The following is a 24875-nucleotide window of genomic DNA, read 5'->3' as shown; positions in this document are numbered from 1 at the left end:
ACCTCTGTTATCACGGGGCTTCGAGGTTTTCTTCGAGCCGGTTTGTCGTGACAACGGATGCGCATTATAGGGAGCTCGAAAAATTACACAACCTTTTTTTTTAAAAAAAATATCGTTTGCAGATAATTTCATCATTATGCTTTTTTTACTATCACTATGATTATAAAAACAGCTATTTTGCCGTATAATTCTATTCATATTGTCATCTCTTAATTATTTGATTCTTAATTAAGAGCTTCCTTATAGTTACCTTTATATCCATCTACGTTTTATGGCTACGAATATGAATACATCTTTAAGACCTTATTTAGAAACCTTCCCTTCAGTCGCTACAAATGTTTTTATTGACCCATCTTCTGTCGTCATTGGAGATGTTCGCTTAGCCGAAGATGTAAGTATCTGGCCACTATCAGTGCTACGCGGCGATGTGAATTATATCTCTATAGGGGCACGAACGAATATTCAGGATGGCTCCGTGTTACATGTCACCCATAAGTCCACCAGCAATCCTGATGGAAATCCATTAATCATTGGGGAAGATGTCACTGTTGGACATAAAGTCATGCTGCACGGATGCACGATAGGTAATCGAGTTCTTGTCGGTATGGGATCTATCGTGATCGATGGGGCTATTATTGAAGATGATGTCGTGATCGGCGCTAATAGCCTAGTCACTCAGGGAAAAAGGTTAGAGTCTGGTTACTTATATATGGGAAGCCCAGCCAAAGCGATTCGAAAGCTCACCGAAGCTGAACTTAGTCATTTACGTTATTCAGCTAATAATTATGTTGAGTGGAAAAATAATTACTTATCGTCCAGCAATTCATAGAAGCCATGTTCATTGTCGAGTCCTTGTTCAATCAAGGCCTCGAACTCTTCTTCTATATCCCAGCGATAATGTTGAAAAAGCGCCAGTGGAGCTTCATTCTGGCCATATCGTTTAATAAGTAGGGCTTGTGAAACAACACACTCTGAAAGTAGTCCATTAACTAAAACAGGAAAACGCACCTTATTGATAGCCGGGTCCCATACTTCCCTGTCTGGAAATTGAATCGCTTGATTCATTATTCAAGTTCCTTTTTTAACTCTTTTAATACTGGCTCAATCTCTGGTATCACCCCATGCCAAAGTTTAAACGCAAATGCCGCTTGCCCAACCAGCATACCTAAGCCATCAGCTAGCTTATTCACTTGATGCTGCTTAGCGAATGACAAAAAGGGTGTTAAACCTCGTTGATAAAACATGTCATAACATGCGGTCTGTTCAGAAAACAGTTCAGGACTGATTTTAGGAATCTCTCCAGTCACTCCTGAAGACGTACCATTAATAATCAGATCAAATTCCGCCGAAATGAGCTTCTCCATTGGTCTACTCTGTATTTTCCCAAGAGCCGAAAACTGGTGAGACAAAGATTCTGCTTTTATAAAGGTTCGGTTAGTCAACGTAATATCGCAGCCGTACTCAAGTAGAGGTAATAAAGCGCCACGAGTTGCGCCACCAGCTCCAATAACTAATATTTTGCTTGAAGACGATACAAACCCAAGGCGCTGTAAATCAAGCAACAATCCCGCACCATCAGTATTGTCACCCAAAAAGCGGTGATTATCGAGCTTTCTAATGGTATTTACGGCGCCACAGGTTTGAGCTCTTTCCGTTAACTCTGATACAAATTGAAAGGCCCTTTCTTTAAACGGCAATGTAATGTTTGCACCCTGTCCGCCTTTTTCAAAAAAGTCTGATAAATAAGCTTCAAAATCTTCTACGGGAGCAAGTATTTTCTGGTATTCAAGATCAATGCCTACCTGCTTAGCAAACATTTGATGTATTGAGGGTGATTTACTGTGTTGAATCGGATTACCAAAAACTGCAAACATTCCCATTAATCATTATCCTTTACGATACAATTGCCCAGTTAAAGCATCTCGAATTTCTGATGGATTTAATCTTCCACCAACAGCCCCATCAAGAACGGGGATCGTATCTTTAAACTGCGCAATCACCTCTTCTGTGGTTCGACATGGTTCCAACCCACTCAAATTTGCACTCGTTGATACAACTGGCTTGCCATATTCACTGCAAAGCGCTTTCACTAATTCATGGTTTGTCACACGAACAGCTAAAGTATCAAATTGACCCGTTAACCATTTTGGTGTCGTTTTCTTTGCCGGGATCACCCAGGTGACAGGCCCTGGCCATGTAGCAAACATCGCTTGGCGCTGCTGCTCATTAAGTTTGCTGTCATCGACATAATTTTTGAGCTGCTCATAATTATCAGCGATCAAAATTAACCCTTTTTCCCAAGGGCGCTGTTTCAATTCAAGTAATTTATTTACCGCAACTTCACTATCAGGGTCACATCCTAAGCCAAAAACGGCTTCAGTTGGATAAGCGATAACTTGTTGTTGTTTCAATGCTTCAATAATATTTTTAATTGCAGGTGTAGATTGATTTTGCATAGTTTTAACTCATAGTTCTTCTTGTAACTGACCGCAGCGTTTGCTGGCACAGAACAATCTTACTCCCTGTCCAACCTTTTTTTCCATAAGTAATGGGTATTCACAAGACTGACATTTTCCCACTACAGGCTTATTATTCAGGATAAACTGACAGTTAGGATAATTATCGCAAGCATAAAAAGTTTTACCAAAACGGGATTTTCTTTGTAGTAAATTACCTGTTTGGCATTGAGGACAAGGAACCTTAGTTTCATCCGGTTTATCGATGAGCTCTGTATGTTCACATTCAGGATAGTGACTACAGCCAATAAACATCCCAAAACGCCCTTGTTTTAACACCAAATCATATCCGCATTTAGGACAGCTTTGACCTTCCAATACTTTGACAATGTGAGTCTCAGCAACAGCTCTTAATGGCTTAATATAATGACATTGAGGGTAACCAGAGCACGCTAAAAAAGGCCCATGAGCTCCGTTTCGAATAACCAGCAAAGAGTTACATTCAGGACAGTATTCATTTTTATCTGTATCAAAAGGCAATTGCTTCGACATGTTTTTGTTTAATCCATTCTCTTCTTCAACAACTAACTGACTCGAATATATCCACCAGCCACTGATATAACTGCACCATCTATCTCCAGTTCAGTTAAGGCTGAAATCACTTGCGTGATAGGTAACTGTAACTCAGTCGCGATAATATCTACAGGGGTCGATTGGTAGCCTACCATACCTAAAATCCGACTTTCTGTCAGATTTAACTCTGGCTCAGCAGTGGTTTCAATCTCTAGCTCTGGTTGTATCCAATTTGGTGAGCATTCTAAATGTAGCAATATATCCTCGGGCTCTACCAATAAGTATGCCCCTTGTTGTATCAACCAATGATTGCCGCTAAATGCTGCGTTACCTAATGGTGCAGGCAGTGTAAATAGATCTCGATTTTGTTCAATTGCATATCGAGCTGTAATCAACGACCCACTTTTCATACCCGCTTCAATAACCAATACTGCTTTGCTTAGCCCACTAATGATACGATTTCTTCGAGGAAACTGTTTTGCTAATGGAGGAGCATCAGGAAAATACTCTGAAACTAATACCCCTTCAGACCTAATTCGTTCTGCTAGATCAACGTGTTGTTTTGGATAAATATGGGAAAGTCCACTTCCTAATACTGCGACTGTCTTTCCTTGGTTTTCTATTGCAGTTCTATGACTGATACCATCAATTCCTAATGCTAAACCGCTAGTGATCACCAAATTATAATCGATGAATTTTCTAACAAATGCTTCAGTCCATTTTTTACCATATGCAGTAACTTGCCGGCTTCCTATGACGGCAATTTGCTTTTCAGATAATAATTCACTTCGTCCCGACACAAACAGTAATAAAGGAGGGTTATATATCTGCTTTAACAAAAAAGGATATTGCGCATCTAAAAATGTAATTAATTGATTTTCTTTGACTTCCAACCATTTCAAAGTTGAATCAATACGCTTTAAAGGGACATTTAAGAATTGCAATCGCTGCATTTCATTCAGCCCACAGACCTTTAAGCCTGTATGATTTACTTTATCCAATTGTTTTAATTTAGATATTATCTTTAGTGCTGTTTTTATCCCAACGCGGCTAACTTGCGAAAGCCTTAGCCATATTTCCTGTTCATTCATTTTGTCTTCCTGACAGATAAGTTAGCACATTTGGAAACGAACAAATCATAACCAATACTGTCAATATGACTGATAAATGTCTAGAATAGACGGTAATTACTTTTCAAATTTTGGAAACTACTCGAAAAATTTATGTCAGTCTTAAACGTGTTACATTACCCAGACGAGCGCCTTCGCACCGTTGCAAAACCAGTTGAAAAAGTTGATGTATCTATCCAGCGTATTATTGATGATATGTTCGATACGATGTATGACGAGGAAGGCATTGGGCTCGCAGCAACGCAAGTGGATATCCACCAGCGCATCATTGTTATTGACGTTTCTGAATCACGTAATGAGCGCCTTGTACTTATCAATCCTGAGCTTCTTAATAAAGAAGGTGAAACAGGTATAGAAGAAGGCTGCCTATCAATCCCTGAACAGCTAGGATTTGTACCAAGGGCGGAGAAAGTGAAAGTGCGTGCTCTTGATTATAACGGTACTTCATTTGAACTTGAAGCTGATGGTCTACTGGCTATCTGTATTCAACATGAAATGGACCATTTAGTTGGAAAACTATTCGTTGATTACTTATCACCGTTAAAGCGCCAACGTATCCGCCAGAAAGTAGAAAAACTTGATAGACTGAGAGCTAAAGAAGCTAAAAATCGTTGATTTGATAATAAGTTAGTCTTTATTACTATAAATGGGAAAGGATCGTGTCAGAACCATTAAGAATTATTTTTGCAGGTACGCCTGATTTCGCAGCTAAACACTTGGCTGCATTGTTAGAAACCAATCATAACGTTGTTGGTGTATTAACTCGTCACGATAAACCTGCAGGTAGAGGCAAAAAGCTAACACCGAGCCCAGTGAAAATTCTTGCGGAAGAACATGGAATACCTGTTTTCCAGCCCGTTACTTTACGTGATCCAGACAATCAACAATGGATCAAAGATCAAAATGCTGATCTGATGATTGTCGTTGCTTATGGTTTGATCCTGCCACAAGCCGTTTTGGATATTCCCCGTTTAGGCTGTTTGAATGTTCATGGTTCATTGTTACCACGCTGGAGAGGTGCAGCTCCAATTCAACGATCTATTTGGGCTGGCGACCATGAAACTGGTGTCACGATCATGCAGATGGATGCCGGTCTTGATACTGGAGATATGTTATATAAAGCCACTTGCCCGATTACGGCTGAAGATACGAGTGCGACTTTATATGAAAAGCTGGCGATGACAGGGCCTAAAGCGCTCATTCATACAGTAGATTTACTCTCTTCGGGCCATTGTTCCCCAGAAAAACAAGATGATTCACTTGCCAATTACGCTGAAAAATTATCTAAAGATGAAGCGCGAATTGATTGGAAACTACCTGCTGAACACATTGAACGCTGTATTCGTGCCTTTAACCCTTGGCCAATGAGTTATTTCATGGTTCAAGAGCAATTAATCAAAGTATGGCAAGCGGAAGTCATCGCTCAAGCGCATAATCAGCGCCCAGGTACTATCATCAGTGCCGATAAAAAAGGCATCAGTGTTGCTACTGGCAATGGGATATTAAATATTACGCAGCTACAACCACCTGGTAAAAAAGCGATGAGTGCGCAAGATATCCTTAACTCCCGCCGCGAATGGTTCATACCTGAGCAATTGCTAGACTAATATATTGGTAGCATTACCTGAAAATGCAGAATCCGGTAATGCTACTTAAATAACTAATAGACTCTCTTTCAATTATGAAAAACAAATATAATTTGCGTAGTATCGCTGCGACCGCCATTAGTCAGGTTTTAGATAACGGACAATCGTTAAGTACCGTTTTACCTGATCTTCAACGTAATATTAATGATAAAGATAAAGCACTACTGCAAGAAATTTGCTTCGGTGTTTTACGTTATCTACCAAAGCTCGAATGGTTTATTAGCCAGCTTATGGAAAAACCGCTAACAGGCAAGCAAAGAACTTTGCATTACCTCATCATGGTTGGGATCTATCAATTGCTCTATACACGCATCCCTGCACATGCAGCTTTAGCAGAAACCGTGGATGGTGCTGTTGCATTAAAGCGCCCACAATTGAAAGGCCTAATAAATGGAGTACTACGATCTTTTCAGCGTCAGCAAGTTCAGTTAGAAGAGCGCAATACAAATAACAATAGCCAATATTTACATCCTAGTTGGTTATTAAAACGCATTCAAACTGCCTACCCTGATAACTGGGAAAATATCGTTGATGCCAATAACCAACGTCCCCCGATGTGGTTAAGAGTTAATTCTCAACATCATACTGCCGCGCAATATTTAGAGTTACTCGAACAAGCGGAAATTACAGCACACTTGCACCCATCCCATCCAAGTGCAATTCGCTTAGAAGAAGCGGCTCCCGTTACCGGTTTACCTGGTTTTGAAGATGGCTGGTCTACAGTGCAAGATGTTTCTGCGCAAGGCTGTGCTGAATTACTCTCTCCAGTTAATGGCGAGAATATTCTCGACTTATGTGCCGCTCCGGGCGGAAAAACAACACATATTTTAGAACTAGCTCCTAAAGCCCATGTTCTTGCTGTAGACATTGATGAGTCACGACTCAAACGAGTGAAAGAAAATCTGCAAAGATTGAAGCAACAAGCTATTGTTATTCAAGGGGATGGTACGAAACCTGAAGAGTGGGCGAAAGATCAACAATTCGATCGTATTTTGCTTGATGCTCCGTGTTCTGCAACGGGAGTTATTAGGCGCCACCCTGATATTAAATGGCTAAGACGCGATTCAGATATTCAAGAGCTATCTCAGCTACAGGCTCAAATCTTAGAGGCTGTATGGCCATACTTAAAACCTGGCGGTACATTAGTGTATGCCACATGCTCCATCATGCCTGAAGAAAATAGCCAGCAAATTCAGCATTTCCTTTCTAAACATACTGATGCAAGTATGAATGATGGTACAGAATTAGGCCTACAAATATTACCAAGCGCAACTGGGGGCGATGGTTTCTTTTACGCCCGCTTACTCAAGCACGTACAGTAATATTTAACAAAGACTCTGAGATAGGAAGATGCTATGAAGATCATTATTCTAGGTGCAGGGCAAGTCGGTGGGACACTCGCTGAAAACTTAGTGGATGAAAATAACGATATTACCGTTGTTGATACCAATGCCGATCGCTTGCGTCAGCTACAGGATCAATTTGATCTACGCGTCGTTAATGGGCATGGCTCCCACCCTCGAGTTCTTAGAGATGCTGGAGCTGAAGATGCGGATATGTTAGTTGCAGTGACTAACTCGGATGAAACCAACATGGTTGCTTGCCAAATTGCTTATAGCCTATTTAATACACCGAATAAAATCGCGCGTATTCGTGCAACCGAATATATCCGCGAAGCTGACAAGCTTTTTTTGGCAGAGCAAATCCCTATTGATTATCTGATATCACCAGAACAGCTGGTTATTGAATATATCTATAAACTTATCCAATACCCGGGCGCCCTACAGGTCGTTAACTTTGCTGAAGGTAAAGTAAGTATTGTCGCTGTAAAAGCCTACTATGGCGGTTCTCTGGTGGGTAATGCATTGTCTAGCTTACGTGAACACATGCCGCACATTGATACTCGCGTTGTCGCCATATTCCGTCAAGATAGGCCGATTCGTCCTCAAGGCTCAACCATTATTGAAGCGGGTGATGAAGTTTTCTTCGTTGCCTCCACTCAACATATTAGAGCAGTAATGAGTGAGCTTCAGCGATTAGAAAAACCATACAAGCGTTTAATGATTGTGGGTGGTGGTAACGTAGGTGCTGGTTTAGCTAAGCGATTGGAAAAAGACTATAGCGTTAAACTGATTGAACGTAATCAGGAAAGAGCAACTGAATTGGCTGAATTGCTCCACGATACGATTGTTTTTTATGGCGATGCCTCAGATCAAGAGTTACTGACTGAAGAACACATTGAACAAATGGATGTGTTTATTGCTCTTACCAATGATGATGAAGCAAACATCATGTCCGCTATGCTTGCAAAAAAAATGGGGGCCAAAAAAGCCATGGTATTAATTCAACGGTCTGCCTATGTTGAATTAGTTCAAGGTGGTGTTATTGATATTGCAGTATCTCCACAGCAAGCTACCATTTCAGCTTTACTTGGTCACGTCAGAAAAGCGGATATTGTCAGTGTCTCATCGCTACGCCGAGGAGTCGCAGAGGCCATTGAAGCGATCGCCCACGGTGATGAGAACACCTCAAAAGTAGTTGGTAAAAAAATATCAGAAATTAAACTTCCTCCAGGCACAATTATTGGTGCCATCGTAAGAGAGGAAGAAGTTATCATTGCTAGTGATTACCATATTATCGAGCAAGGTGACCATGTCATTATGTTTATTACCGATAAAAAATATGTTCCGGATGTGGAAAAGCTGTTCCAGCCAAGTCCGTTCTTTTTATAATTATCTAAAATAAATAGTAAAAATTTGCAGGTTGATAATTCTAGATACTATAATTTTGATACGTGGTTCCACACGTTTAGTCATTTAGTTAATAAATAAAGGGAAGGGGTCGTACATGAGTTTTTTAAAAGAGTTCCGCGAATTTGCCATGAAGGGCAATGTTGTGGATATGGCAGTCGGTATTATTATTGGTGCTGCATTTGGTAAAATTGTTTCTTCATTAGTCGCCGATGTGATCATGCCCCCACTTGGATTAATCATTGGTGGCGTAGATTTTAAACAATTCAGCCTTGTACTTCGAGAAGCGGAAGGAAGTGTACCTGCCGTCGTAATGAATTATGGGATGTTTATCCAAACTGTTTTTGATTTTGTTATTGTCGCATTTGCTATTTTTATGGCGATCAAAGTAATGAACAAAGTTCGTCGTGAAAAAGAAGAAGCTGCACCAGCAGAGCCTGCTGCACCATCTACAGAGGAAGTTTTACTATCTGAAATTCGTGACTTACTGAAAGAACAGAATAAAAAATAACTAAAAGGCCAGTGGTAATAAGTTTATTAACCGATTACCACTGGCCTCCCAGTTACCAGCCTTATTTGATTTTCCTTTTCTTGTATAACTTCCTTTGCCTTTCTTATTCTTCTCAACTCTCTGGCGAAATAGAGGGTCATGTAACAGTGCCTCAATGGCATTATCTTTAATTTCACCACGCTTATGCTGATACTTATTCATAATCTACCTTCATAATCAGTTTTAAATTAATAAATCTTTGATGCGCCTTTTTCCAAAATCTCCATGATAGAGCAGTATGTTGATGCATGTTCATCACCACAACATGCTGAACTCAAGGTTTTCAATGAGTCCCTCATAATGATCAGCTCTTGGATCTTCTTTTCCACTTCAATCAGTCTAATATCAACGATATTTTTTGACTCCTGACAAGTGTGATGTTCGGGGTCAACGCGAATCGATAATAACTCAGTAATCGCTTCGAGTGTAAACCCTAGCTGCTTAGCATAACGGATGAAACGTAGGCGCTGTAAATCTTGCTCCGTAAACAACCGGTAGCCGCCTTCCGTTCTCGTTTTGTGCCCCATCAGCCCCTGTTTTTCATAAAAACGGATCGTATCTGGTGTAACATCTGCCAACTTAGCTATTTGACCTATCTTATACATGCTCATTTGCTTATGCCTATAAGTATGGATAGAAAATAAAAATTCAAGGATGGAAAAGAATTAATTTGGAGGGTTAGAATAGCAGGTACAAAAAAACCGGGCAATACACCCGGTTTTCTTGAAAGCAATTACAGATTACTCTGCAGCTGCTTCTTGAGACTCAACAGCACGGTCAACAAGCTCGATGTAAGCCATCGGAGCGTTGTCACCTGCGCGGAAGCCACACTTAAGAATACGAGTGTAACCACCTGCGCGAGCTGCGAAACGAGGTCCCAGTTCATTAAATAGTTTTGCAACGATCTCGTTATCACGAGTACGTGCGAATGCCAGACGACGATTAGCTACGCTGTCGGTCTTGGCAAGAGTAATCAGCGGCTCAACGACGCGACGCAGTTCTTTCGCTTTAGGCAGAGTCGTCTTGATGATTTCATGACGAACTAAAGAACCTGCCATGTTACGGAACATAGCTTGGCGGTGGCTGCTGTTGCGGTTCAATTGACGACCACTCTTACGATGGCGCATGACCTTATCCTTCTCAGTAAAACCTTAACCTGTGATCCTAATCATCAGCAATACTTGCTGGTGGCCAATTTTCTAAGCGCATGCCCAGAGAAAGACCACGAGATGCCAAGACGTCCTTAATTTCAGTAAGAGATTTCTTACCAAGGTTCGGAGTTTTAAGCAACTCAACTTCTGTACGCTGTACCAGATCACCGATGTAGTGGATAGCTTCTGCTTTGAGGCAGTTAGCAGAGCGGACAGTCAATTCCAGATCGTCAACTGGGCGCAGTAAGATAGGATCGAATTCTGGTTTCTCTTCTTTAACTTCTGGCTGACGTACATCACGTAGGTCAACAAAAGCTTCAAGTTGTTCAGCCAGGATGGTAGCTGCACGGCGAATCGCCTCTTCAGGATCGATTGTACCATTAGTTTCCATTTCGATTACTAACTTATCCAAGTCAGTACGCTGCTCAACACGAGCTGCTTCAACATTGTAGGCAATACGCTCTACAGGGCTATAGCAAGCATCGACTAACAGACGACCGATTGGGCGCTCATCTTCTTCCGAATGAACTCGGGCAGAAGCCGGCACATAACCACGACCACGCTGAACTTTAATACGCATATTTACAGATGCGCTTTCGTCAGTGAGGTGGCAGATCACATGCTGTGGCTTGACGATTTCGACATCACCATCATGGATGATGTCGGCTGCAGTCACAGGGCCAATGCCAGATTTATTCAAGGTTAAAATAACTTCATCTTTCCCCTGAACTTTTACCGCCAGCCCTTTCAGGTTGAGGAGAATCTCCAGGATATCTTCCTGTACACCTTCTTTGGTGCTGTACTCATGCAGTACACCATCAATCTCAACCTCTGTCACCGCACAACCCGGCATAGACGAAAGCAGAATACGGCGCAGTGCGTTACCTAGAGTGTGGCCAAAGCCGCGCTCTAAAGGCTCAAGGGTCACCTTAGCGTGCGTCGAACTCACTTGCTCGATATCTACCAGGCGCGGTTTTAGAAACTCTGTCACAGAACCCTGCATTGTGTCCTCTCTTTGGTGCTAAGCTTTACTTGGAGTAAAGCTCGACGATCAGGTGTTCGTTAATGTCCGCAGACAAGTCAGTACGTTCAGGAATACGTTTGAACACACCTTCCATTTTAGCAGCATCAACTTCCAGCCAAGTTGGCTTCTCACGCTGTTCAGCCAGCTCTAAAGCAGCCTTGATACGAGACTGTTTTTTAGCTTTCTCACGAACGCTGATAACGTCATTCGGGGAAACCTGATAAGAAGCGATATTAACTACACGACCATTTACCATGATAGCTTTGTGGCTAACCATTTGACGTGCTTCTGCGCGAGTTGCGCCAAAGCCCATACGGTAAACGACGTTATCTAAACGACCTTCCAGCAGGGTCAGCAGGTTTTCACCTGTGTTGCCTTTCAGGCGAGTTGCTTCTTTATAATAGTTACGGAATTGACGTTCCAGAACACCGTAAATACGACGAACTTTTTGTTTTTCACGTAACTGAACACCATAGTCAGACAGACGCGGTTTACGCGCACCGTGCTGGCCAGGTGCCTGTTCTAATTTACACTTGGTGTCAATCGCGCGAACACCAGACTTCAGGAAGAGGTCTGTTCCTTCGCGACGGCTCAGCTTGAGCTTAGGACCCAAATATCTAGCCATTTTCTTTCTCCAACAGTCCTAAAAAAAACGAAACGTATTAAACGCGACGTTTTTTCGGTGGGCGACAACCGTTATGAGGGATAGGAGTCACATCAGTAATATTAGTGATGCGGAAACCAGCGGCGTTCAGAGCACGAATTGTTGATTCGCGACCCGGACCCGGTCCCTTAACCATAACTTCCAGGTTTTTGATTCCGTATTCTTTCACAGCTTCTGCGCAACGCTCTGCCGCAACTTGAGCTGCGAACGGAGTGGATTTGCGAGAACCACGGAAACCGGAACCACCGGCAGTTGCCCAACCTAATGCGTTACCCTGACGGTCAGTAATGGTAACGATTGTGTTGTTGAAAGAAGCATGGATATGAGCCACACCGTCTGAGACTTGTTTTCTTACACGCTTACGTGCACGAACTGGTGCCTTTGCCATTATTCAATACCCCGACTTATTTCTTGATCGGCTTACGCGGACCCTTGCGGGTACGAGCGTTAGTCTTAGTACGCTGTCCGCGCACAGGAAGACCACGACGATGACGTAAACCACGGTAACATCCAAGGTCCATCAGACGCTTGATGCTCAGGGTAATTTCACGGCGTAAGTCACCTTCTACAACGTATTTAGCAACTTCGTCACGCAGCTTGTCGATTTGTTCTTCAGACAGCTCACTGATCTTAACATTTTCAGCAATACCAGTTGCTTCACAGATAGCCTGTGAACGAGTTTTGCCGATGCCGAAAATCGATGTTAAAGCGATTACGGTATGTTTATGATCAGGAATGTTAATGCCTGCTATACGGGCCACTATGCACTCCTAAGTTAAAATATACATTACTGTGCTGAAAAGCCCGTTTTCAGGATACTCAAACAATAATGTATCTTAGATAAAAAAGATTGGCTGGCTAATTTAGCCAGCTCAACCCAACTTTGCAAGAAAAAAATGCTTTTTCTTAGCCTTGACGTTGTTTATGTCTTGGCTCAACACTGCAAATCACACGAACGCTACCATTGCGACGGATAATTTTGCAGTTACGGCATAATTTCTTGACGGAAGCACGAACTTTCATTTTTACTCTCCGTAACTTCTAAGCAAACCATAATCACTCGCGTGATTATTTACCTTTTAGATTTGCTTTCTTCAATGCAGACTCATACTGACTTGACATCATCAGAGTTTGCACTTGAGCCATAAAGTCCATGATAACGACAACCACGATTAAGAGGGAAGTACCACCAAAGTAAAAAGGTACTTTCATTGCGTCACGCATGAACTCCGGGATTAGGCAGATAAAGGTAATATAAAGAGCACCGATTAATGTTAATCGTGTCATTACCTTATCGATGTACTTGGCCGTTTGCTCTCCCGGACGAATTCCTGGTACAAATGCACCGGACTTCTTCAGGTTATCTGCTGTTTCTCTTGGGTTGAAAACCAACGCAGTATAGAAGAAACAGAAGAAGATGATCGCAGAGGCATAAAGCAACACATATAACGGTTGTCCAGGCTGTAAGTACATAGATACTGTAGTCAGCCAGTCCCAGCCAGTTCCATCACCAAACCAAGACGCTATTGTACCCGGGAATAGTATGATACTGGAAGCAAAAATTGCAGGAATTACACCCGCCATATTCACTTTTAACGGTAAATGTGTACTTTGTGCAGCGTAGACACGGCGTCCTTGTTGGCGTTTAGCGTAGTTTACGACGATACGACGTTGACCACGTTCCATAAACACTACAAAGAAAGTTACCGCGAATACTAATACCGCAACCAACAGCAACAGGAGGAAGTGCAGATCGCCTTGCCGAGCTTGCTCGATGGTATGGCCAATAGCCGGCGGGAGACCCGCAACGATACCAGCGAAGATAATAATTGAAATACCGTTACCGATACCTCTTTCAGTTATCTGCTCACCTAACCACATAAGGAACATAGTTCCTGTGACTAAGCTAACAACTGCCGTGAAGTAGAATGGGAGGCCTGGATCAAGAACTAATCCCTGCATCCCTGGCATATTCGGTAGACCCATTGCAATACCAATAGATTGGAATATTGCTAATACCAGAGTACCCCAGCGAGTATATTGGCTTATCTTCCGACGACCTGCTTCTCCTTCCTTCTTGATCTCTGCTAATCGTGGGTTAACCACAGATAATAACTGGACAATGATCGATGCCGAAATATACGGCATGATACCCAGAGCAAAGATAGAAGCACGGCTAAGAGCACCACCAGAGAACATGTTAAACATTTCAATGATGGTGCCTTGTTGCTGTTCGAGCAATTTGGCAAGCACAGTGGCATCAATACCAGGGATTGGAATAAAAGAACCAATTCGGAAAACAATTAGCGCCCCAATAACAAACAAAAGTCTGCGTTTTAGTTCGCCAGCTCCACCTTTGGCACTTTGGAAATCTAATCCTGGTTGTTTAGCCATCTGTCACTTATTCCTCAATTTTACCGCCGGCAGCTTCGATTGCAGCGCGAGCACCTTTAGTAACACGAAGGCCACGTACAGTAACTGCACGATTCACTTCGCCAGACAGAATAACTTTTGCGTATTCAATCTGGATGTCAATAACGTTCGCGGCTTTCAGTGCGTTCAGATCAATAACATCGCCTTCAACAGAAGCAAAATCAGACAGACGGATTTCCGCAGTGATCATTGCTTTACGTGAAGTGAAACCGAATTTCGGTAAACGACGGTATAAAGGCATCTGGCCACCTTCGAAACCACGACGTACGCCACCGCCAGAACGAGACTTCTGACCTTTGTGACCACGACCGCCGGTTTTACCCAGACCAGAACCGATACCACGACCTACGCGTTTAGGCGCGTGCTTGGCACCTTCAGCCGGAGACAGAGTATTTAAACGCATCTCTTACTCCTCAACTTTAACCATGTAGGAAACCAAGTTGATCATACCACGAACAGCAGGAGTATCCTCACGCTCTACTGTATGACCAATACGACGCAGACCTAAACCGACCAGTGTTGCCTTGTGTTTCGGCAGACGACCGATTGAACTGCGAACTTGTGTAATTTTAATAGTCTTAGCCATGGCTGATTACCCCAGAATTTCTTCGACGGATTTTCCACGCTTAGCTGCGACCATTTCTGGAGACTTCATGCTGTCTAAAGCATCCAGTGTTGCACGAACCACGTTGATTGGGTTAGTGGAACCATAGGTTTTAGCCAGTACGTTGCGAACTCCAGCTACCTCTAAAACAGCACGCATTGCACCACCGGCAATAATACCGGTACCTTCGTGAGCAGGTTGCATAAACACGCGAGAACCGGTGTGTGTACCTTTCACTGGGTGGAATAATGTGCCGTTGTTTAGAGCAACGGTTTTCATACTGCGACGGGCTTTTTCCATCGCTTTCTGGATTGCTGCCGGAACTTCGCGCGCTTTGCCGTAACCAAAACCAACGCGACCGTTACCATCACCAACTACAGTCAGTGCGGTAAAGCTGAAAATACGGCCACCTTTAACGGTTTTAGCTACGCGGTTTACCGCGATCAGCTTTTCCTGCAGTTCGCCAGCTTGTTTTTCGATGTGAGACATCTTACACCTCTACCTTAGAACTGAAGGCCAGCTTCACGGGCAGCATCTGCCAGTGCCTGGACTCTACCATGATATTGGAAACCAGAACGGTCAAAAGCAACAACAGTGATGCCTTTTTCCAGTGCACGCTCAGCAATTAATTTACCAACTGCTGCTGCTGCATCTTTGTTTCCAGTGAATTTCACTTGCTCATTGATAGCTTTTTCTGTAGTAGAAGCGGCAACCAATGTTTCAGAACCGTTAGGTGCAATAACCTGCGCATAAATATGGCGTGGAGTACGATGTACCACCAGGCGAGTCGCACCCAACTCTTGGATCTTGCGGCGTGCGCGGGTCGCACGACGGATACGAGCTGCTTTCTTATCCATAGTGTTACCTTACTTCTTCTTAGCCTCTTTAGTACGCACGATTTCATCGGCGTAACGAACACCTTTGCCTTTATAAGGCTCAGGACGACGGTAAGCACGCAGTTCTGCTGCAACTTGACCAATCACTTGCTTATCCGCACCTTTCAGTACGATTTCAGTTTGTGTTGGACATTCAGCAGTAATGCCTGCTGGCAGTGCGTGTTCAACCGGATGCGAGAAACCTAAAGACAAGCTTACTGCATTGCCTTTGATTGCTGCACGGTAACCAACACCGACCAGTTGAAGTTTTTTGGTGAAGCCTTCGGTAACACCGATAACCATTGCATTCAGCAGTGAGCGAGAAGTACCCGCTTGTGCCCATGCATCAGCAAAACCTTCGCGCGGAGCGAAAGTTAAGTGGCCATCTTCATGTTTAACTTCAACTGCATTATGGATAGTACGAGTAAGCTCGCCGTTTTTACCCTTGATCGAAATAACCTGACCGTTGAGTTTTACCTCTACGCCGGCAGGAATGACGACGGGTGCTTTTGCCACACGAGACATTCTTTCCTCCCGAATTAAGCTACGTAGCAGAGAATCTCGCCACCAAGACCAGCTTGGCGAGCTGCACGATCAGTCATGACACCTTTAGAGGTAGAAACAACAGCGATACCTAAGCCAGCCATAACTTGTGGCAGCTCATCTTTTTTCTTATAGATGCGCAGACTTGGGCGGCTTACACGCTGGATGCTTTCTACGACAGCCTTACCTTGGAAATAACGTAAAGTCAGTTCCAATTCTGGCTTGATGTCGCCTTCAATTTTAAAATCTTCAATATAACCTTCTTCCTTCAGCACTTTGGCAATCGCCACTTTCAGCTTGGAGGAAGGCATGGTGACCGCAACTTTATTCGCGGCCTGACCGTTACGGATACGGGTCAGCATATCCGCGATGGGATCTTGCATGCTCATCTGTCTTTACTCCCGTGATTCAATATGGTGACAATTACCAACTAGCCTTTTTAAGGCCCGGGATTTCACCGCGCATAGCGGCTTCACGGACTTTAATACGGCTCAGACCAAATTTCCGCAGGAAACCATGCGGACGCCCAGTTTGACGGCAGCGGTTACGCTGACGAGAAGGACTTGAATCACGTGGCAGTGTTTGCAGCTTGAGAACAGCGTCCCAGCGATCTTCATCAGATGCTTTAACATCAGAGATGATAGCTTTCAGTTCTACGCGTTTTGCGAAGAATTTCTCAGCTAATTTAGCACGCTTAACATCACGCGCTTTCATAGATTTCTTAGCCATGAGTAACCTGCCTTACTTGCGGAACGGGAAGTTGAACGCTGCTAACAGTGCGCGACCTTCATCATCAGATTTCGCAGTAGTGGTGATAGTAATATCTAAACCACGTACACGATCCACTTTATCGTAATCGATTTCAGGGAAGATGATTTGTTCACGTACACCCATGCTGTAGTTACCGCGACCATCGAAAGACTTAGCGGACAAGCCACGGAAGTCACGAATACGTGGTACAGCAATAGAAATCAGACGCTCAAGGAACTCCCACATGCGTTCGCCACGCAGAGTTACTTTACAGCCGATTGGATAGCCCTGACGGATTTTGAAGCCTGCAACAGATTTGCGTGCTTTGGTGATCAATGGTTTTTGACCAGAGATTGCTGTTAAGTCAGCTGCTGCGTTATCCAGCAGTTTTTTATCAGCGATCGCTTCACCAACACCCATATTCAGGGTGATCTTCTCGACCCGAGGGACTTGCATGACAGAAGTGTAGTTAAACTCAGTCATGAGTTTATTAACTACTTCGTCTTTATAGTAATCATGCAGTTTCGCCATCGTATACTCCAAAAATTACTTGATAGTTTCACTGTTAGATTTGAAGAAACGGACTTTTTTGCCGTCTTCGAATCTAAAGCCTACACGGTCAGCCTTGCCAGTTGCCGCGTTAAAGATTGCAACGTTAGAAACTTGAATAGCCGCTTCTTTTTCAACGATGCCACCTGGTTGGTTCAGAGCCGGAACTGGCTTCTGATGTTTTTTAACCAGATTGATACCTTCAACGATAACTTTACTAGAAGAAATAACCTGCTTTACTTTACCGCGCTTACCTTTGTCTTTCCCAGTTAGCACGATAACTTCGTCATCACGACGGATTTTCGCTGCCATAGTTCGCTCCTTAGAGTACTTCAGGTGCCAGAGAGATAATTTTCATAAACTTCTCATTACGAAGTTCACGAGTTACCGGCCCAAAAATACGCGTACCGATTACTTGCTCACTGTTATTGTTTAATAACACACAAGCATTACCATCGAAGCGAATGACAGAACCGTCAGGGCGACGTACACCCTTCTTGGTGCGCACCACTACCGCTTTCAGGACATCACCCTTTTTAACTTTACCGCGTGGAATTGCTTCCTTAACAGTAATTTTAATGATGTCGCCTACATGTGCATAGCGACGGTGCGAGCCACCTAGAACCTTGATACACATTACGCGACGTGCACCGGAGTTGTCGGCCACGTTCAGCATAGTCTGTTCTTGGATCATTTTAGTGCTCCGCTAAATGTCAACTACTACTGAGCCACCTCATTATGAAGAGGCCGTTCAAATATACCCATACTACGAGGGCGCGGCATTATAACACCACATCTTCGTGTTGGACAGGAAAAAATAAACGGCTCGATCAAAAAGAGCCGTTTATTCATCACGAAAAATCTATTCTATTACAGAACAGCTTTTTCTACAACGCGAACTAAGGCCCAAGACTTAGTCTTAGACAGTGGACGAGTTTCGCGGATTTCTACCACGTCACCAATTCCACATTCATTGTTCTCGTCATGTACGTGCAATTTAGTCGTACGACGGATGAATTTACCATACAGAGGGTGTTTCACCATACGCTCGATAGCAACAACAATAGATTTCTCCATTTTGTCACTAACTACACGACCTTGCAGAGTACGGATTTTATCGTTCATTACGCACCTGCCTTCTCAGTCAGTAAAGTCTTCACGCGTGCGATATCACGACGCACTTGTTTCATTAGATGAGACTGTTGCAGCTGACCACTCGCAGCCTGCATACGTAAGTTAAATTGCTCACGTAACAGGTTTAAAAGTTCAGCGTTCAGCTCTTCTACGCTTTTTTCGCGCAGCTCTTGTGCTTTCATTACATCACCGTCTTAGTTACAAAGGTGGTTTTGATAGGCAGTTTCGCTGCTGCCAGAGAGAATGCTTCACGAGCCAGCTCTTCAGGCACACCGTCCATTTCATACAGGACTTTACCAGGCTGAATTAAGGCAACCCAATATTCTACGTTACCTTTACCTTTACCCATACGAACTTCGAGTGGCTTTTCAGTGATTGGCTTGTCTGGGAATACACGAATCCAGATTTTACCTTGACGCTTAACAGCACGGGTCATAGCACGACGTGCCGCTTCGATCTGACGTGCAGTCAGACGACCACGGCCAACAGCTTTAAGACCGAAAGTGCCGAAGCTAACATCCGTACCTTGCGCCAGACCACGGTTGCGGCCTTTGTGCACCTTACGGAATTTTGTACGCTTTGGTTGTAACATAGCGACGCTCCTTACTTGCGGCCTTTACGCTGCTGCTTTTTAGGTTGAGCAGCTGGTTTCTCAGCTTGTTCAACTGCAGCCATACCACCCAGAATCTCACCTTTGAAGATCCATACCTTAACGCCGAGAACACCATAAGTGGTGTGCGCTTCTGAAGTGTTGTAATCGATGTCAGCACGTAATGTGTGCAGTGGCACACGGCCTTCACGATACCACTCGGTACGAGCGATTTCAGCACCGCCTAAACGGCCACTGACTTCAACTTTGATACCTTTAGCGCCCAGACGCATTGCGTTCTGTACTGCACGCTTCATAGCACGACGGAACATAACACGACGTTCCAGCTGTGAAGAGATGCTGTCAGCAACTAATTTAGCGTCCAGTTCTGGTTTACGAACTTCGGCGATATTGATTTGCGCAGGAACACCAGCGATATCCGCTACTGTTTTACGCAGTTTTTCAACGTCTTCACCTTTCTTACCGATAACGATACCTGGGCGAGCAGTGTGAATAGTCACACGGATGCTTTTAGCAGGACGCTCGATTACGATGCGTGAAATTGACGCTTTTGCCAATTCTTTATTCAAGTACTGGCGTACTTTAAAGTCGCTGTCTAGGTTGTCAGCGAATTCATTAGTATTCGCATACCAAGTAGAGTTCCAAGGTTTGACAATACCCAGGCGAATACCATTAGGATGTACTTTCTGACCCATTGCTAGTCTCCAGAGTCTCAGCGATCGGACACAACCACAGTAATGTGGCTGGTGCGCTTAAGAATACGATCTGCACGGCCTTTCGCACGCGGCATGATGCGTTTCATAGTTGGACCTTCGTCTACGAAAATTTTCGCAACTTTCAGGTCATCAATGTCAGCGCCATCGTTTTGCTCTGCGTTAGCAATAGCAGATTCCAGTACTTTCTTCACTAAACCAGCAGCTTTCTTGTTGGTGTAGGTCAGAATTTCCAGAGCTTGCGACACTTTCTTACCGCGAATCAGGTCGGCTACTAAGCGAACCTTCTGGGCAGAAGAACGAGCGTGGCGATGCATAGCTAAAGTTTCCATCTCTTCCTCCTATCCTTAACGTTTCTTAGCTTTCTTATCTGCCGCGTGGCCGCGATAAGTGCGAGTCGGTGCGAATTCACCCAGTTTGTGACCAACCATTTCGTCGGTTACGAATACTGGAACATGCTGACGACCATTATGGACAGCGATGGTCAATCCGATCATATTAGGAAAGATCGTTGAACGACGGGACCAAGTCTTGAGAGGCTTCTTGTCTCCGCTTTCCACCGCTTTCTCTACCTTCTTCAGCAAGTGCAGGTCAATAAAAGGACCTTTCTTGAGAGAACGTGGCATGGCTTATCCTCTAATTATTTTTTAGAACGATGACGTACGATGAATTGATCAGTACGCTTGTTACTACGAGTTTTCTTACCTTTGGTCTGAACGCCCCATGGTGTTACTGGGTGTTTACCAAAGTTACGGCCTTCACCACCACCATGTGGATGGTCAACTGGGTTCATCGCAGTACCGCGAACGGTAGGACGAATACCACGCCAGCGGCTAGCACCAGCTTTACCGAGAACTCGTAACATATGCTCAGCGTTACCAACTTCACCTAAGGTTGCACGGCAATCAGCTAAAACTTTACGCATTTCACCAGAACGCAGACGCAGGGTGACATAAGCACCATCACGAGCAACGATTTGAGCGTAAGTACCTGCTGAACGCGCTAACTGACCACCTTTACCTGGTTTCAGTTCGATGTTATGAACTGTAGAACCAACAGGGATGTTGCGCATTGGCAGTGCGTTACCAGCTTTGATAGCTGAATCAACGCCAGATTGAATCTGGTCACCAGCTTTCAGGCCTTTTGGTGCAAGAATATAACGACGTTCACCGTCTTTATATAGTACCAGTGCAATGTTCGCAGAACGGTTTGGATCATATTCCAAACGTTCAACAACTGCAGGGATACCGTCTTTGTTGCGTTTGAAGTCAACTAAACGATAATGCTGCTTATGGCCACCACCAATATGACGGGTAGTGATACGGCCATTGTTGTTACGACCACCGGATTTGCTGTTTTTTTCTAACAGCGGAGCATAAGGCTTACCCTTATGCAGCTCAGGGTTAACCACTTTAACAACGTGGCGACGGCCCGGAGACGTAGGTTTACATTTAACAACTGCCATTGTTCTTTACTCCTCCGACTTACTCTGCGCCGCTAACGAAGTCCAGATTCTGGCCTTCTTTCAGCGTAACGTAAGCTTTTTTCCAGTCACTACGACGACCAGAACGCTGACCGTGGCGTTTAGTTTTGCCTTTAACCAGCAAAGTGTTAACACCTTCAACTTCAACTTCAAACAGTTTCTGTACAGCAGCTTTGATTTCTGCTTTAGTTGCGTCTTTTGCAACTTTGAGAACGATGGTATTGCTTTTTTCCATCGCTGTAGAAGCTTTTTCAGATACGTGCGGCGCGCGCAGTACTTGTAGCAGACGTTCTTCACGGATCATGCCAGCATCTCCTCAACTTGCTTCACAGCATCAGCAGTCATAACCACTTTGTCGAAAGCAATCAGGCTAACTGGGTCGATACCTGCTGCATCACGAACGTCAACCTTGTACAGGTTACGTGCTGCTAAGAACAGATTTTCATCTAATTCAGCAGTGATGATCAGAACATCTTGCAGAGCCATATCTTTCAGTTTCTGTGCCAGCAGCTTAGTTTTAGGCGCTTCTACAGAGAACTGCTCGACAACGATCAGACGATCTTGACGTACCAATTCAGACAGGATGCTTTTCAGAGCACCGCGGTACATCTTCTTATTAACTTTTTGACTGTGGTCCTGTGGTTTAGCTGCGAAGCTAACACCACCAGAGCGCCAGATTGGGCTCTTGATTGAACCAGAACGTGCACGGCCTGTGCCTTTTTGACGCCATGGTTTTTTACCAGAACCAGAAACTTCAGCACGAGTTTTCTGAGCACGAGTACCTTGACGAGCACCAGCTGCATACGCAACAACTACTTGGTGAACAAGCGCTTCATTGAAATCACGCCCGAAGGTAGTTTCGGAAACAGTCAGCGCGCTTTGCGCGTCTTTCATTACCAATTCCATTCCTATCTCCTCGACGTTAAGCCTTGACAGCCGGTTTTACGATCAGGTTGCTACCAGTTGCTCCTGGAACAGCACCTTTGACCAGCAGCAGGTTGCGCTCAGCGTCAACACGTACTACATCTAAGCTTTGAACAGTTACACGTTCATTACCCAGTTGGCCTGCCATTTTCTTGCCTTTAAACACTTTGCCCGGAGTCTGGTTCTGACCGATAGAACCCGGAACACGGTGAGACAAGGAGTTACCGTGAGTAGCATCTTGAGTACGGAAATTCCAGCGCTTAACTGTGCCGGCAAAACCTTTACCTTTAGATGTACCAGTAACGTCGACTTTTTTAACGTCAGCGAAAATTTCAACGCTAATGCTTTGACCTACGTTAAATTCAGTACCCTCTTCAGTACGGAATTCACGCAGAATGCGGCCAGCTTCAACGCCAGCTTTAGCGAAATGACCTGCTTCAGGCTTAGTTACACGGTTAGCTTTTTTGCTACCAGTAGTAACCTGAATTGCATTGTAACCGTCAGTTTCTGCAGTTTTAACCTGAGTAACGCGGTTATTTTCAATTTCGATAACAGTTACAGGGATGGAAACGCCATCTTCAGTGAAGATACGAGTCATACCCACTTTCTTACCGACTAAACCAATCATTGTTTCAACCTCTCAATCGTTCGACGACCTGATTAACCCAGGCTGATCTGCACGTCAACGCCGGCAGCCAGATCCAGACGCATCAGAGCATCAACGGTCTTCTCGGTTGGCTCAACGATGTCAACCAGACGTTTGTGAGTGCGAATTTCGTACTGATCACGCGCGTCTTTGTTAACGTGCGGAGAGATCAGAACGGTAAAACGCTCTTTACGTGTCGGCAGCGGGATAGGACCACGTACTTGCGCACCAGTGCGCTTAGCAGTCTCTACGATTTCCGCAGTTGATTGATCGATTAAACGATGATCAAAAGCTTTCAGGCGGATACGGATTCTTTGGTTCTGCATGAGACCAGAGCTCCAACTATTTTATAAACGTAAATGATTACTCCTCGCACCCATTTCGATTGATAGGGGAGTGTAATCGTTCTTGATGTAACCCCCATATCGGGAGTATTGTCTAAATGAGCAACAAATCGTTGACTCAATACTGAGATTTCAGTCCTAAAATTTAGGGCTTACTCATCAGTAAGCCCGCGCATTATACGTAATTTATCGCGAAACGCAAGCAATCGGGGAAAATATGTGCGAATTTTCTGATGTGCAAATTTAGCAGATATAAAAAAGGCCCATCACTGGGCCTAATTATATTTTCGCCAATCATACAAAACTATTCTTCGATAACTTGTGCTTGAAGATAGTTTTGAATACCTAAACGTTTGATCAATTCCAGCTGAGTTTCAATCCAATCTATATGATTTTCTTCATCTGCAAGAATCTCTATCATTAAGTCTCGACTAACGTAGTCATGGATTGAATCCGCATAACTAATGGCTTCTTTTAAATTTTTGGCGCCATCGAGTTCTAATTTCAAATCTGATGCAAGCATCTCTTCGACATCTTCACCGATATTCAGCTTACCGAGATCTTGTAGATTCGGAATACCTTCGAGAAACAAAATACGCTCAATGTACTTATCAGCGTGCTTCATTTCATCAATCGATTCGTGATATTCCATTTCATTGAGTTTAGTTAGCCCCCAATTTTTAAACATTCGGGCATGTAGGAAATATTGATTAATTGCAACAAGTTCATTGCCCAGCAATTTATTTAAGTGGGCTATCATTTTTTTATCGCCTTTCATTTTTACCCTCCATCGCTTCCAGTCCTATAAGTGTAGTACTGAAATTGATGATATGGATAATATTTACACAGTGTTCTGTGTGGCGAATTTTAATTAAACAATAGAGGAATATTTGAAAAGGTTATGCGACGTGTTCAATACACTGCTCTTCAAGATGCTGAAGTTCTTCCTGCAAAATCTCACGCGTTTGTCGGATACATTTTCCGCATTCGCGCCCTACTGGCAAAATTTGACGTAGCCCTTTCAAAGAGGTGACGTGATATTTACGCGCCACGTTCCTGATTTGTCTATCAGTGATTGCTTCACAAAGGCATACATACATGATCATTTACCTGCACAAATTACATACAGCAAGTTTAAATGAAAATGATTGGCATTTCAATTATCATTAATTGCAATTTTTGAAAATAAAACAAATTAATGAGTCATATAAAAACAAAAAGGACGTCCTAAGACGTCCCTTTTTCTGTGGTTCTTTCTTATTCAGAAAGAGCGGTATTATGCAATGATTTTTGCAACAACACCCGCACCTACAGTACGACCAC

At 43.7% G+C, this 24875-nt stretch carries 43 protein-coding genes; 6 read left to right on the top strand and 37 right to left on the bottom strand.

Annotated elements, in window-relative coordinates; genetic code table 11:
* Positions 1–283: 283 nt before the first annotated feature.
* Positions 284–829, top strand: coding sequence for a gamma carbonic anhydrase family protein (locus JK188_RS07855; RefSeq protein WP_211888011.1), 546 nt, complete (start codon positions 284–286; stop codon positions 827–829).
* Here the strand turns inward: JK188_RS07855 and JK188_RS07850 are convergent.
* The 5 genes from JK188_RS07850 to dprA are packed head-to-tail and all read right to left on the bottom strand — an operon-like array spanning position 805 to position 4120.
* Positions 805–1065 carry a DUF1488 domain-containing protein gene (locus tag JK188_RS07850; protein WP_211888010.1) on the bottom strand — a complete coding sequence of 87 codons (261 nt, stop codon included), beginning with the start codon at positions 1063–1065 and terminating at the stop codon, positions 805–807. The genes JK188_RS07855 and JK188_RS07850 overlap by 25 nt on opposite strands.
* The gene (gene aroE / locus JK188_RS07845; protein ID WP_211888009.1) at positions 1065–1880 is read right to left on the bottom strand and encodes a shikimate dehydrogenase; all 816 of its coding nucleotides are present in this window, start codon (positions 1878–1880) and stop codon (positions 1065–1067) included. Before aroE ends, JK188_RS07850 begins: the two co-directional genes overlap by 1 nt.
* Positions 1881–1886: 6 nt before the next feature.
* Complete coding sequence (gene tsaC / locus JK188_RS07840) at positions 1887–2456, bottom strand: L-threonylcarbamoyladenylate synthase type 1 TsaC (RefSeq protein ID WP_211888008.1); 570 nt, start codon at positions 2454–2456, stop codon at positions 1887–1889.
* 9 nt (positions 2457–2465) lie between these two features.
* A complete protein-coding gene (locus JK188_RS07835; protein WP_036955862.1) occupies positions 2466–3008 on the bottom strand; it encodes a DNA topoisomerase family protein in 543 nt (180 codons plus the stop codon).
* Positions 3009–3040: 32 nt separating this feature from the next.
* Positions 3041–4120, bottom strand: a complete 1080-nt coding sequence (dprA, locus tag JK188_RS07830) for a DNA-processing protein DprA (RefSeq protein WP_211888007.1) — start codon at positions 4118–4120, stop codon at positions 3041–3043.
* A 132-nt stretch (positions 4121–4252) separates the two neighbouring features.
* On the opposite strand from dprA, the gene def reads away from it, so the two are divergent.
* The 5 genes from def to mscL all read left to right on the top strand — a co-directional run bounded on the left by def (position 4253) and on the right by mscL (position 9066).
* Entirely contained in the window at positions 4253–4774 is a 522-nt protein-coding gene (gene def, locus JK188_RS07825) for a peptide deformylase (RefSeq protein ID WP_211888006.1), read from the top strand.
* 44 nt (positions 4775–4818) lie between these two features.
* Positions 4819–5766 carry a methionyl-tRNA formyltransferase gene (fmt, locus tag JK188_RS07820; RefSeq protein ID WP_211888005.1) on the top strand — a complete coding sequence of 316 codons (948 nt, stop codon included), beginning with the start codon at positions 4819–4821 and terminating at the stop codon, positions 5764–5766.
* 74 nt (positions 5767–5840) lie between these two features.
* The gene (gene rsmB / locus JK188_RS07815; protein ID WP_036955881.1) at positions 5841–7127 is read left to right on the top strand and encodes a 16S rRNA (cytosine(967)-C(5))-methyltransferase RsmB; all 1287 of its coding nucleotides are present in this window, start codon (positions 5841–5843) and stop codon (positions 7125–7127) included.
* Positions 7128–7160: 33 nt separating this feature from the next.
* A complete protein-coding gene (gene trkA, locus JK188_RS07810) occupies positions 7161–8537 on the top strand; it encodes a Trk system potassium transporter TrkA (RefSeq protein ID WP_036955884.1) in 1377 nt (458 codons plus the stop codon).
* A gap of 115 nt (positions 8538–8652) precedes the next feature.
* Positions 8653–9066 (top strand): large-conductance mechanosensitive channel protein MscL, encoded by a 414-nt coding sequence (gene mscL, locus JK188_RS07805; RefSeq protein ID WP_036955890.1) that lies wholly within the window; start codon positions 8653–8655, stop codon positions 9064–9066.
* Here mscL and JK188_RS07800 read toward each other — a convergent pair whose 3' ends face one another.
* The 32 genes from JK188_RS07800 to bfd all read right to left on the bottom strand — a co-directional run bounded on the left by JK188_RS07800 (position 9067) and on the right by bfd (position 24652).
* Complete coding sequence (locus JK188_RS07800; RefSeq protein WP_249215551.1) at positions 9067–9267, bottom strand: alternative ribosome-rescue factor A; 201 nt, start codon at positions 9265–9267, stop codon at positions 9067–9069.
* Positions 9268–9293: 26 nt separating this feature from the next.
* A complete protein-coding gene (gene zntR, locus JK188_RS07795) occupies positions 9294–9710 on the bottom strand; it encodes a Zn(2+)-responsive transcriptional regulator (RefSeq protein WP_036955922.1) in 417 nt (138 codons plus the stop codon).
* Positions 9711–9845: 135 nt separating this feature from the next.
* Positions 9846–10232, bottom strand: a complete 387-nt coding sequence (gene rplQ / locus JK188_RS07790; protein ID WP_036955900.1) for a 50S ribosomal protein L17 — start codon at positions 10230–10232, stop codon at positions 9846–9848.
* Between the two features lie 37 nt (positions 10233–10269).
* Complete coding sequence (locus tag JK188_RS07785) at positions 10270–11259, bottom strand: DNA-directed RNA polymerase subunit alpha (protein WP_036955903.1); 990 nt, start codon at positions 11257–11259, stop codon at positions 10270–10272.
* Between the two features lie 25 nt (positions 11260–11284).
* Positions 11285–11905: a 30S ribosomal protein S4 gene (gene rpsD / locus JK188_RS07780; protein WP_004265487.1), complete on the bottom strand. Its 621-nt coding sequence runs from the start codon at positions 11903–11905 to the stop codon at positions 11285–11287.
* Positions 11906–11942: 37 nt separating this feature from the next.
* A complete protein-coding gene (rpsK, locus tag JK188_RS07775; RefSeq protein WP_004388621.1) occupies positions 11943–12332 on the bottom strand; it encodes a 30S ribosomal protein S11 in 390 nt (129 codons plus the stop codon).
* A gap of 16 nt (positions 12333–12348) precedes the next feature.
* Positions 12349–12705, bottom strand: a complete 357-nt coding sequence (gene rpsM / locus JK188_RS07770; RefSeq protein ID WP_004907144.1) for a 30S ribosomal protein S13 — start codon at positions 12703–12705, stop codon at positions 12349–12351.
* 145 nt (positions 12706–12850) lie between these two features.
* Positions 12851–12967, bottom strand: coding sequence for a 50S ribosomal protein L36 (gene rpmJ / locus JK188_RS07765; protein ID WP_004265484.1), 117 nt, complete (start codon positions 12965–12967; stop codon positions 12851–12853).
* Positions 12968–13012: 45 nt separating this feature from the next.
* The gene (gene secY, locus JK188_RS07760; protein ID WP_036955906.1) at positions 13013–14338 is read right to left on the bottom strand and encodes a preprotein translocase subunit SecY; all 1326 of its coding nucleotides are present in this window, start codon (positions 14336–14338) and stop codon (positions 13013–13015) included.
* A 7-nt stretch (positions 14339–14345) separates the two neighbouring features.
* Positions 14346–14780, bottom strand: coding sequence for a 50S ribosomal protein L15 (gene rplO, locus JK188_RS07755; protein ID WP_006657024.1), 435 nt, complete (start codon positions 14778–14780; stop codon positions 14346–14348).
* Positions 14781–14783: 3 nt separating this feature from the next.
* Positions 14784–14963, bottom strand: coding sequence for a 50S ribosomal protein L30 (gene rpmD, locus JK188_RS07750; RefSeq protein WP_006657023.1), 180 nt, complete (start codon positions 14961–14963; stop codon positions 14784–14786).
* 6 nt (positions 14964–14969) lie between these two features.
* The gene (gene rpsE, locus JK188_RS07745) at positions 14970–15470 is read right to left on the bottom strand and encodes a 30S ribosomal protein S5 (protein WP_006657022.1); all 501 of its coding nucleotides are present in this window, start codon (positions 15468–15470) and stop codon (positions 14970–14972) included.
* A 14-nt stretch (positions 15471–15484) separates the two neighbouring features.
* Positions 15485–15838, bottom strand: coding sequence for a 50S ribosomal protein L18 (gene rplR / locus JK188_RS07740; protein ID WP_006816326.1), 354 nt, complete (start codon positions 15836–15838; stop codon positions 15485–15487).
* Between the two features lie 9 nt (positions 15839–15847).
* Positions 15848–16381 (bottom strand): 50S ribosomal protein L6, encoded by a 534-nt coding sequence (rplF, locus tag JK188_RS07735; RefSeq protein ID WP_006657020.1) that lies wholly within the window; start codon positions 16379–16381, stop codon positions 15848–15850.
* Between the two features lie 14 nt (positions 16382–16395).
* The gene (gene rpsH, locus JK188_RS07730; RefSeq protein ID WP_004907134.1) at positions 16396–16788 is read right to left on the bottom strand and encodes a 30S ribosomal protein S8; all 393 of its coding nucleotides are present in this window, start codon (positions 16786–16788) and stop codon (positions 16396–16398) included.
* Between the two features lie 34 nt (positions 16789–16822).
* Entirely contained in the window at positions 16823–17128 is a 306-nt protein-coding gene (gene rpsN / locus JK188_RS07725; RefSeq protein ID WP_004265458.1) for a 30S ribosomal protein S14, read from the bottom strand.
* Positions 17129–17140: 12 nt separating this feature from the next.
* Entirely contained in the window at positions 17141–17680 is a 540-nt protein-coding gene (gene rplE / locus JK188_RS07720; protein ID WP_006657019.1) for a 50S ribosomal protein L5, read from the bottom strand.
* A 15-nt stretch (positions 17681–17695) separates the two neighbouring features.
* Positions 17696–18010 (bottom strand): 50S ribosomal protein L24, encoded by a 315-nt coding sequence (gene rplX / locus JK188_RS07715; RefSeq protein ID WP_004265452.1) that lies wholly within the window; start codon positions 18008–18010, stop codon positions 17696–17698.
* Between the two features lie 10 nt (positions 18011–18020).
* Positions 18021–18392, bottom strand: a complete 372-nt coding sequence (rplN, locus tag JK188_RS07710; RefSeq protein ID WP_004265449.1) for a 50S ribosomal protein L14 — start codon at positions 18390–18392, stop codon at positions 18021–18023.
* Positions 18393–18568: 176 nt separating this feature from the next.
* On the bottom strand, positions 18569–18823 hold the full coding sequence (rpsQ, locus tag JK188_RS07705) for a 30S ribosomal protein S17 (protein WP_006657018.1): 255 nt from the start codon (positions 18821–18823) through the stop codon (positions 18569–18571).
* Positions 18823–19014, bottom strand: coding sequence for a 50S ribosomal protein L29 (rpmC, locus tag JK188_RS07700; protein ID WP_006657017.1), 192 nt, complete (start codon positions 19012–19014; stop codon positions 18823–18825). The genes rpsQ and rpmC overlap by 1 nt, the downstream gene beginning before the upstream one ends.
* Positions 19014–19424, bottom strand: a complete 411-nt coding sequence (rplP, locus tag JK188_RS07695) for a 50S ribosomal protein L16 (protein ID WP_004926449.1) — start codon at positions 19422–19424, stop codon at positions 19014–19016. Before rplP ends, rpmC begins: the two co-directional genes overlap by 1 nt.
* Before the next feature lie 11 nt (positions 19425–19435).
* A complete protein-coding gene (gene rpsC, locus JK188_RS07690; RefSeq protein ID WP_004907131.1) occupies positions 19436–20137 on the bottom strand; it encodes a 30S ribosomal protein S3 in 702 nt (233 codons plus the stop codon).
* Between the two features lie 17 nt (positions 20138–20154).
* The gene (rplV, locus tag JK188_RS07685; RefSeq protein WP_004265430.1) at positions 20155–20487 is read right to left on the bottom strand and encodes a 50S ribosomal protein L22; all 333 of its coding nucleotides are present in this window, start codon (positions 20485–20487) and stop codon (positions 20155–20157) included.
* 15 nt (positions 20488–20502) lie between these two features.
* Positions 20503–20781 carry a 30S ribosomal protein S19 gene (gene rpsS, locus JK188_RS07680; RefSeq protein ID WP_004265426.1) on the bottom strand — a complete coding sequence of 93 codons (279 nt, stop codon included), beginning with the start codon at positions 20779–20781 and terminating at the stop codon, positions 20503–20505.
* 14 nt (positions 20782–20795) lie between these two features.
* Positions 20796–21620: a 50S ribosomal protein L2 gene (gene rplB, locus JK188_RS07675; protein WP_006657016.1), complete on the bottom strand. Its 825-nt coding sequence runs from the start codon at positions 21618–21620 to the stop codon at positions 20796–20798.
* A gap of 19 nt (positions 21621–21639) precedes the next feature.
* Positions 21640–21942 carry a 50S ribosomal protein L23 gene (gene rplW / locus JK188_RS07670; RefSeq protein ID WP_006657015.1) on the bottom strand — a complete coding sequence of 101 codons (303 nt, stop codon included), beginning with the start codon at positions 21940–21942 and terminating at the stop codon, positions 21640–21642.
* Positions 21939–22544, bottom strand: a complete 606-nt coding sequence (rplD, locus tag JK188_RS07665; RefSeq protein WP_036955909.1) for a 50S ribosomal protein L4 — start codon at positions 22542–22544, stop codon at positions 21939–21941. Before rplD ends, rplW begins: the two co-directional genes overlap by 4 nt.
* 16 nt (positions 22545–22560) lie before the next feature.
* Positions 22561–23190, bottom strand: coding sequence for a 50S ribosomal protein L3 (rplC, locus tag JK188_RS07660; protein ID WP_036955911.1), 630 nt, complete (start codon positions 23188–23190; stop codon positions 22561–22563).
* A gap of 32 nt (positions 23191–23222) precedes the next feature.
* Positions 23223–23534, bottom strand: coding sequence for a 30S ribosomal protein S10 (gene rpsJ, locus JK188_RS07655; RefSeq protein ID WP_001181005.1), 312 nt, complete (start codon positions 23532–23534; stop codon positions 23223–23225).
* Positions 23535–23856: 322 nt separating this feature from the next.
* Positions 23857–24330, bottom strand: a complete 474-nt coding sequence (bfr, locus tag JK188_RS07650) for a bacterioferritin (protein ID WP_036955915.1) — start codon at positions 24328–24330, stop codon at positions 23857–23859.
* A 121-nt stretch (positions 24331–24451) separates the two neighbouring features.
* Complete coding sequence (gene bfd / locus JK188_RS07645) at positions 24452–24652, bottom strand: bacterioferritin-associated ferredoxin (RefSeq protein ID WP_211888004.1); 201 nt, start codon at positions 24650–24652, stop codon at positions 24452–24454.
* Positions 24653–24875: the final 223 nt, after the last annotated feature.

Source organism: Providencia sp. JGM181 (assembly GCF_018257375.1).
In the GTDB taxonomy this organism is placed as follows: domain Bacteria; phylum Pseudomonadota; class Gammaproteobacteria; order Enterobacterales; family Enterobacteriaceae; genus Providencia; species Providencia lanzhouensis.
The sequence above is the reverse complement of the archived record's forward strand: the minus strand, read 5'-3'. Positions and strand labels throughout refer to the sequence as shown.

Coding starts and splice junctions, on each gene's coding strand:
- rsmB (WP_036955881.1), top strand. CDS start 5,841: ATGAAAAACAAATATAATTTGCGTAGTATCGCTGCGACCGCCATTAGT.
- bfd (WP_211888004.1), bottom strand. CDS start 24,652: ATGTATGTATGCCTTTGTGAAGCAATCACTGATAGACAAATCAGGAAC.
- rplE (WP_006657019.1), bottom strand. CDS start 17,680: ATGGCGAAACTGCATGATTACTATAAAGACGAAGTAGTTAATAAACTC.
- JK188_RS07855 (WP_211888011.1), top strand. CDS start 284: ATGAATACATCTTTAAGACCTTATTTAGAAACCTTCCCTTCAGTCGCT.
- rpsS (WP_004265426.1), bottom strand. CDS start 20,781: ATGCCACGTTCTCTCAAGAAAGGTCCTTTTATTGACCTGCACTTGCTG.
- rpsH (WP_004907134.1), bottom strand. CDS start 16,788: ATGAGCATGCAAGATCCCATCGCGGATATGCTGACCCGTATCCGTAAC.
- rplV (WP_004265430.1), bottom strand. CDS start 20,487: ATGGAAACTTTAGCTATGCATCGCCACGCTCGTTCTTCTGCCCAGAAG.
- rplO (WP_006657024.1), bottom strand. CDS start 14,780: ATGCGTTTAAATACTCTGTCTCCGGCTGAAGGTGCCAAGCACGCGCCT.
- dprA (WP_211888007.1), bottom strand. CDS start 4,120: ATGAATGAACAGGAAATATGGCTAAGGCTTTCGCAAGTTAGCCGCGTT.
- rplF (WP_006657020.1), bottom strand. CDS start 16,381: ATGTCTCGTGTGGCAAAAGCACCCGTCGTCATTCCTGCCGGCGTAGAG.
- rplX (WP_004265452.1), bottom strand. CDS start 18,010: ATGGCAGCGAAAATCCGTCGTGATGACGAAGTTATCGTGCTAACTGGG.
- rpsK (WP_004388621.1), bottom strand. CDS start 12,332: ATGGCAAAGGCACCAGTTCGTGCACGTAAGCGTGTAAGAAAACAAGTC.
- rpsD (WP_004265487.1), bottom strand. CDS start 11,905: ATGGCTAGATATTTGGGTCCTAAGCTCAAGCTGAGCCGTCGCGAAGGA.
- rplD (WP_036955909.1), bottom strand. CDS start 22,544: ATGGAATTGGTAATGAAAGACGCGCAAAGCGCGCTGACTGTTTCCGAA.
- trkA (WP_036955884.1), top strand. CDS start 7,161: ATGAAGATCATTATTCTAGGTGCAGGGCAAGTCGGTGGGACACTCGCT.
- JK188_RS07835 (WP_036955862.1), bottom strand. CDS start 3,008: ATGTCGAAGCAATTGCCTTTTGATACAGATAAAAATGAATACTGTCCT.
- def (WP_211888006.1), top strand. CDS start 4,253: ATGTCAGTCTTAAACGTGTTACATTACCCAGACGAGCGCCTTCGCACC.
- rpmJ (WP_004265484.1), bottom strand. CDS start 12,967: ATGAAAGTTCGTGCTTCCGTCAAGAAATTATGCCGTAACTGCAAAATT.
- rpmD (WP_006657023.1), bottom strand. CDS start 14,963: ATGGCTAAGACTATTAAAATTACACAAGTTCGCAGTTCAATCGGTCGT.
- rpmC (WP_006657017.1), bottom strand. CDS start 19,014: ATGAAAGCACAAGAGCTGCGCGAAAAAAGCGTAGAAGAGCTGAACGCT.
- JK188_RS07785 (WP_036955903.1), bottom strand. CDS start 11,259: ATGCAGGGTTCTGTGACAGAGTTTCTAAAACCGCGCCTGGTAGATATC.
- rplP (WP_004926449.1), bottom strand. CDS start 19,424: ATGTTACAACCAAAGCGTACAAAATTCCGTAAGGTGCACAAAGGCCGC.
- secY (WP_036955906.1), bottom strand. CDS start 14,338: ATGGCTAAACAACCAGGATTAGATTTCCAAAGTGCCAAAGGTGGAGCT.
- rplC (WP_036955911.1), bottom strand. CDS start 23,190: ATGATTGGTTTAGTCGGTAAGAAAGTGGGTATGACTCGTATCTTCACT.
- rplR (WP_006816326.1), bottom strand. CDS start 15,838: ATGGATAAGAAAGCAGCTCGTATCCGTCGTGCGACCCGCGCACGCCGC.
- rpsE (WP_006657022.1), bottom strand. CDS start 15,470: ATGTCTCACATCGAAAAACAAGCTGGCGAACTGCAGGAAAAGCTGATC.
- rpsJ (WP_001181005.1), bottom strand. CDS start 23,534: ATGCAGAACCAAAGAATCCGTATCCGCCTGAAAGCTTTTGATCATCGT.
- rpsN (WP_004265458.1), bottom strand. CDS start 17,128: ATGGCTAAGAAATCTATGAAAGCGCGTGATGTTAAGCGTGCTAAATTA.
- tsaC (WP_211888008.1), bottom strand. CDS start 2,456: ATGCAAAATCAATCTACACCTGCAATTAAAAATATTATTGAAGCATTG.
- zntR (WP_036955922.1), bottom strand. CDS start 9,710: ATGTATAAGATAGGTCAAATAGCTAAGTTGGCAGATGTTACACCAGAT.
- aroE (WP_211888009.1), bottom strand. CDS start 1,880: ATGGGAATGTTTGCAGTTTTTGGTAATCCGATTCAACACAGTAAATCA.
- mscL (WP_036955890.1), top strand. CDS start 8,653: ATGAGTTTTTTAAAAGAGTTCCGCGAATTTGCCATGAAGGGCAATGTT.
- rpsQ (WP_006657018.1), bottom strand. CDS start 18,823: ATGAACGATAAAATCCGTACTCTGCAAGGTCGTGTAGTTAGTGACAAA.
- rplN (WP_004265449.1), bottom strand. CDS start 18,392: ATGATCCAAGAACAGACTATGCTGAACGTGGCCGACAACTCCGGTGCA.
- bfr (WP_036955915.1), bottom strand. CDS start 24,330: ATGAAAGGCGATAAAAAAATGATAGCCCACTTAAATAAATTGCTGGGC.
- JK188_RS07800 (WP_249215551.1), bottom strand. CDS start 9,267: ATGAATAAGTATCAGCATAAGCGTGGTGAAATTAAAGATAATGCCATT.
- rpsC (WP_004907131.1), bottom strand. CDS start 20,137: ATGGGTCAGAAAGTACATCCTAATGGTATTCGCCTGGGTATTGTCAAA.
- rplW (WP_006657015.1), bottom strand. CDS start 21,942: ATGATCCGTGAAGAACGTCTGCTACAAGTACTGCGCGCGCCGCACGTA.
- rplQ (WP_036955900.1), bottom strand. CDS start 10,232: ATGCGCCATCGTAAGAGTGGTCGTCAATTGAACCGCAACAGCAGCCAC.
- JK188_RS07850 (WP_211888010.1), bottom strand. CDS start 1,065: ATGAATCAAGCGATTCAATTTCCAGACAGGGAAGTATGGGACCCGGCT.
- rplB (WP_006657016.1), bottom strand. CDS start 21,620: ATGGCAGTTGTTAAATGTAAACCTACGTCTCCGGGCCGTCGCCACGTT.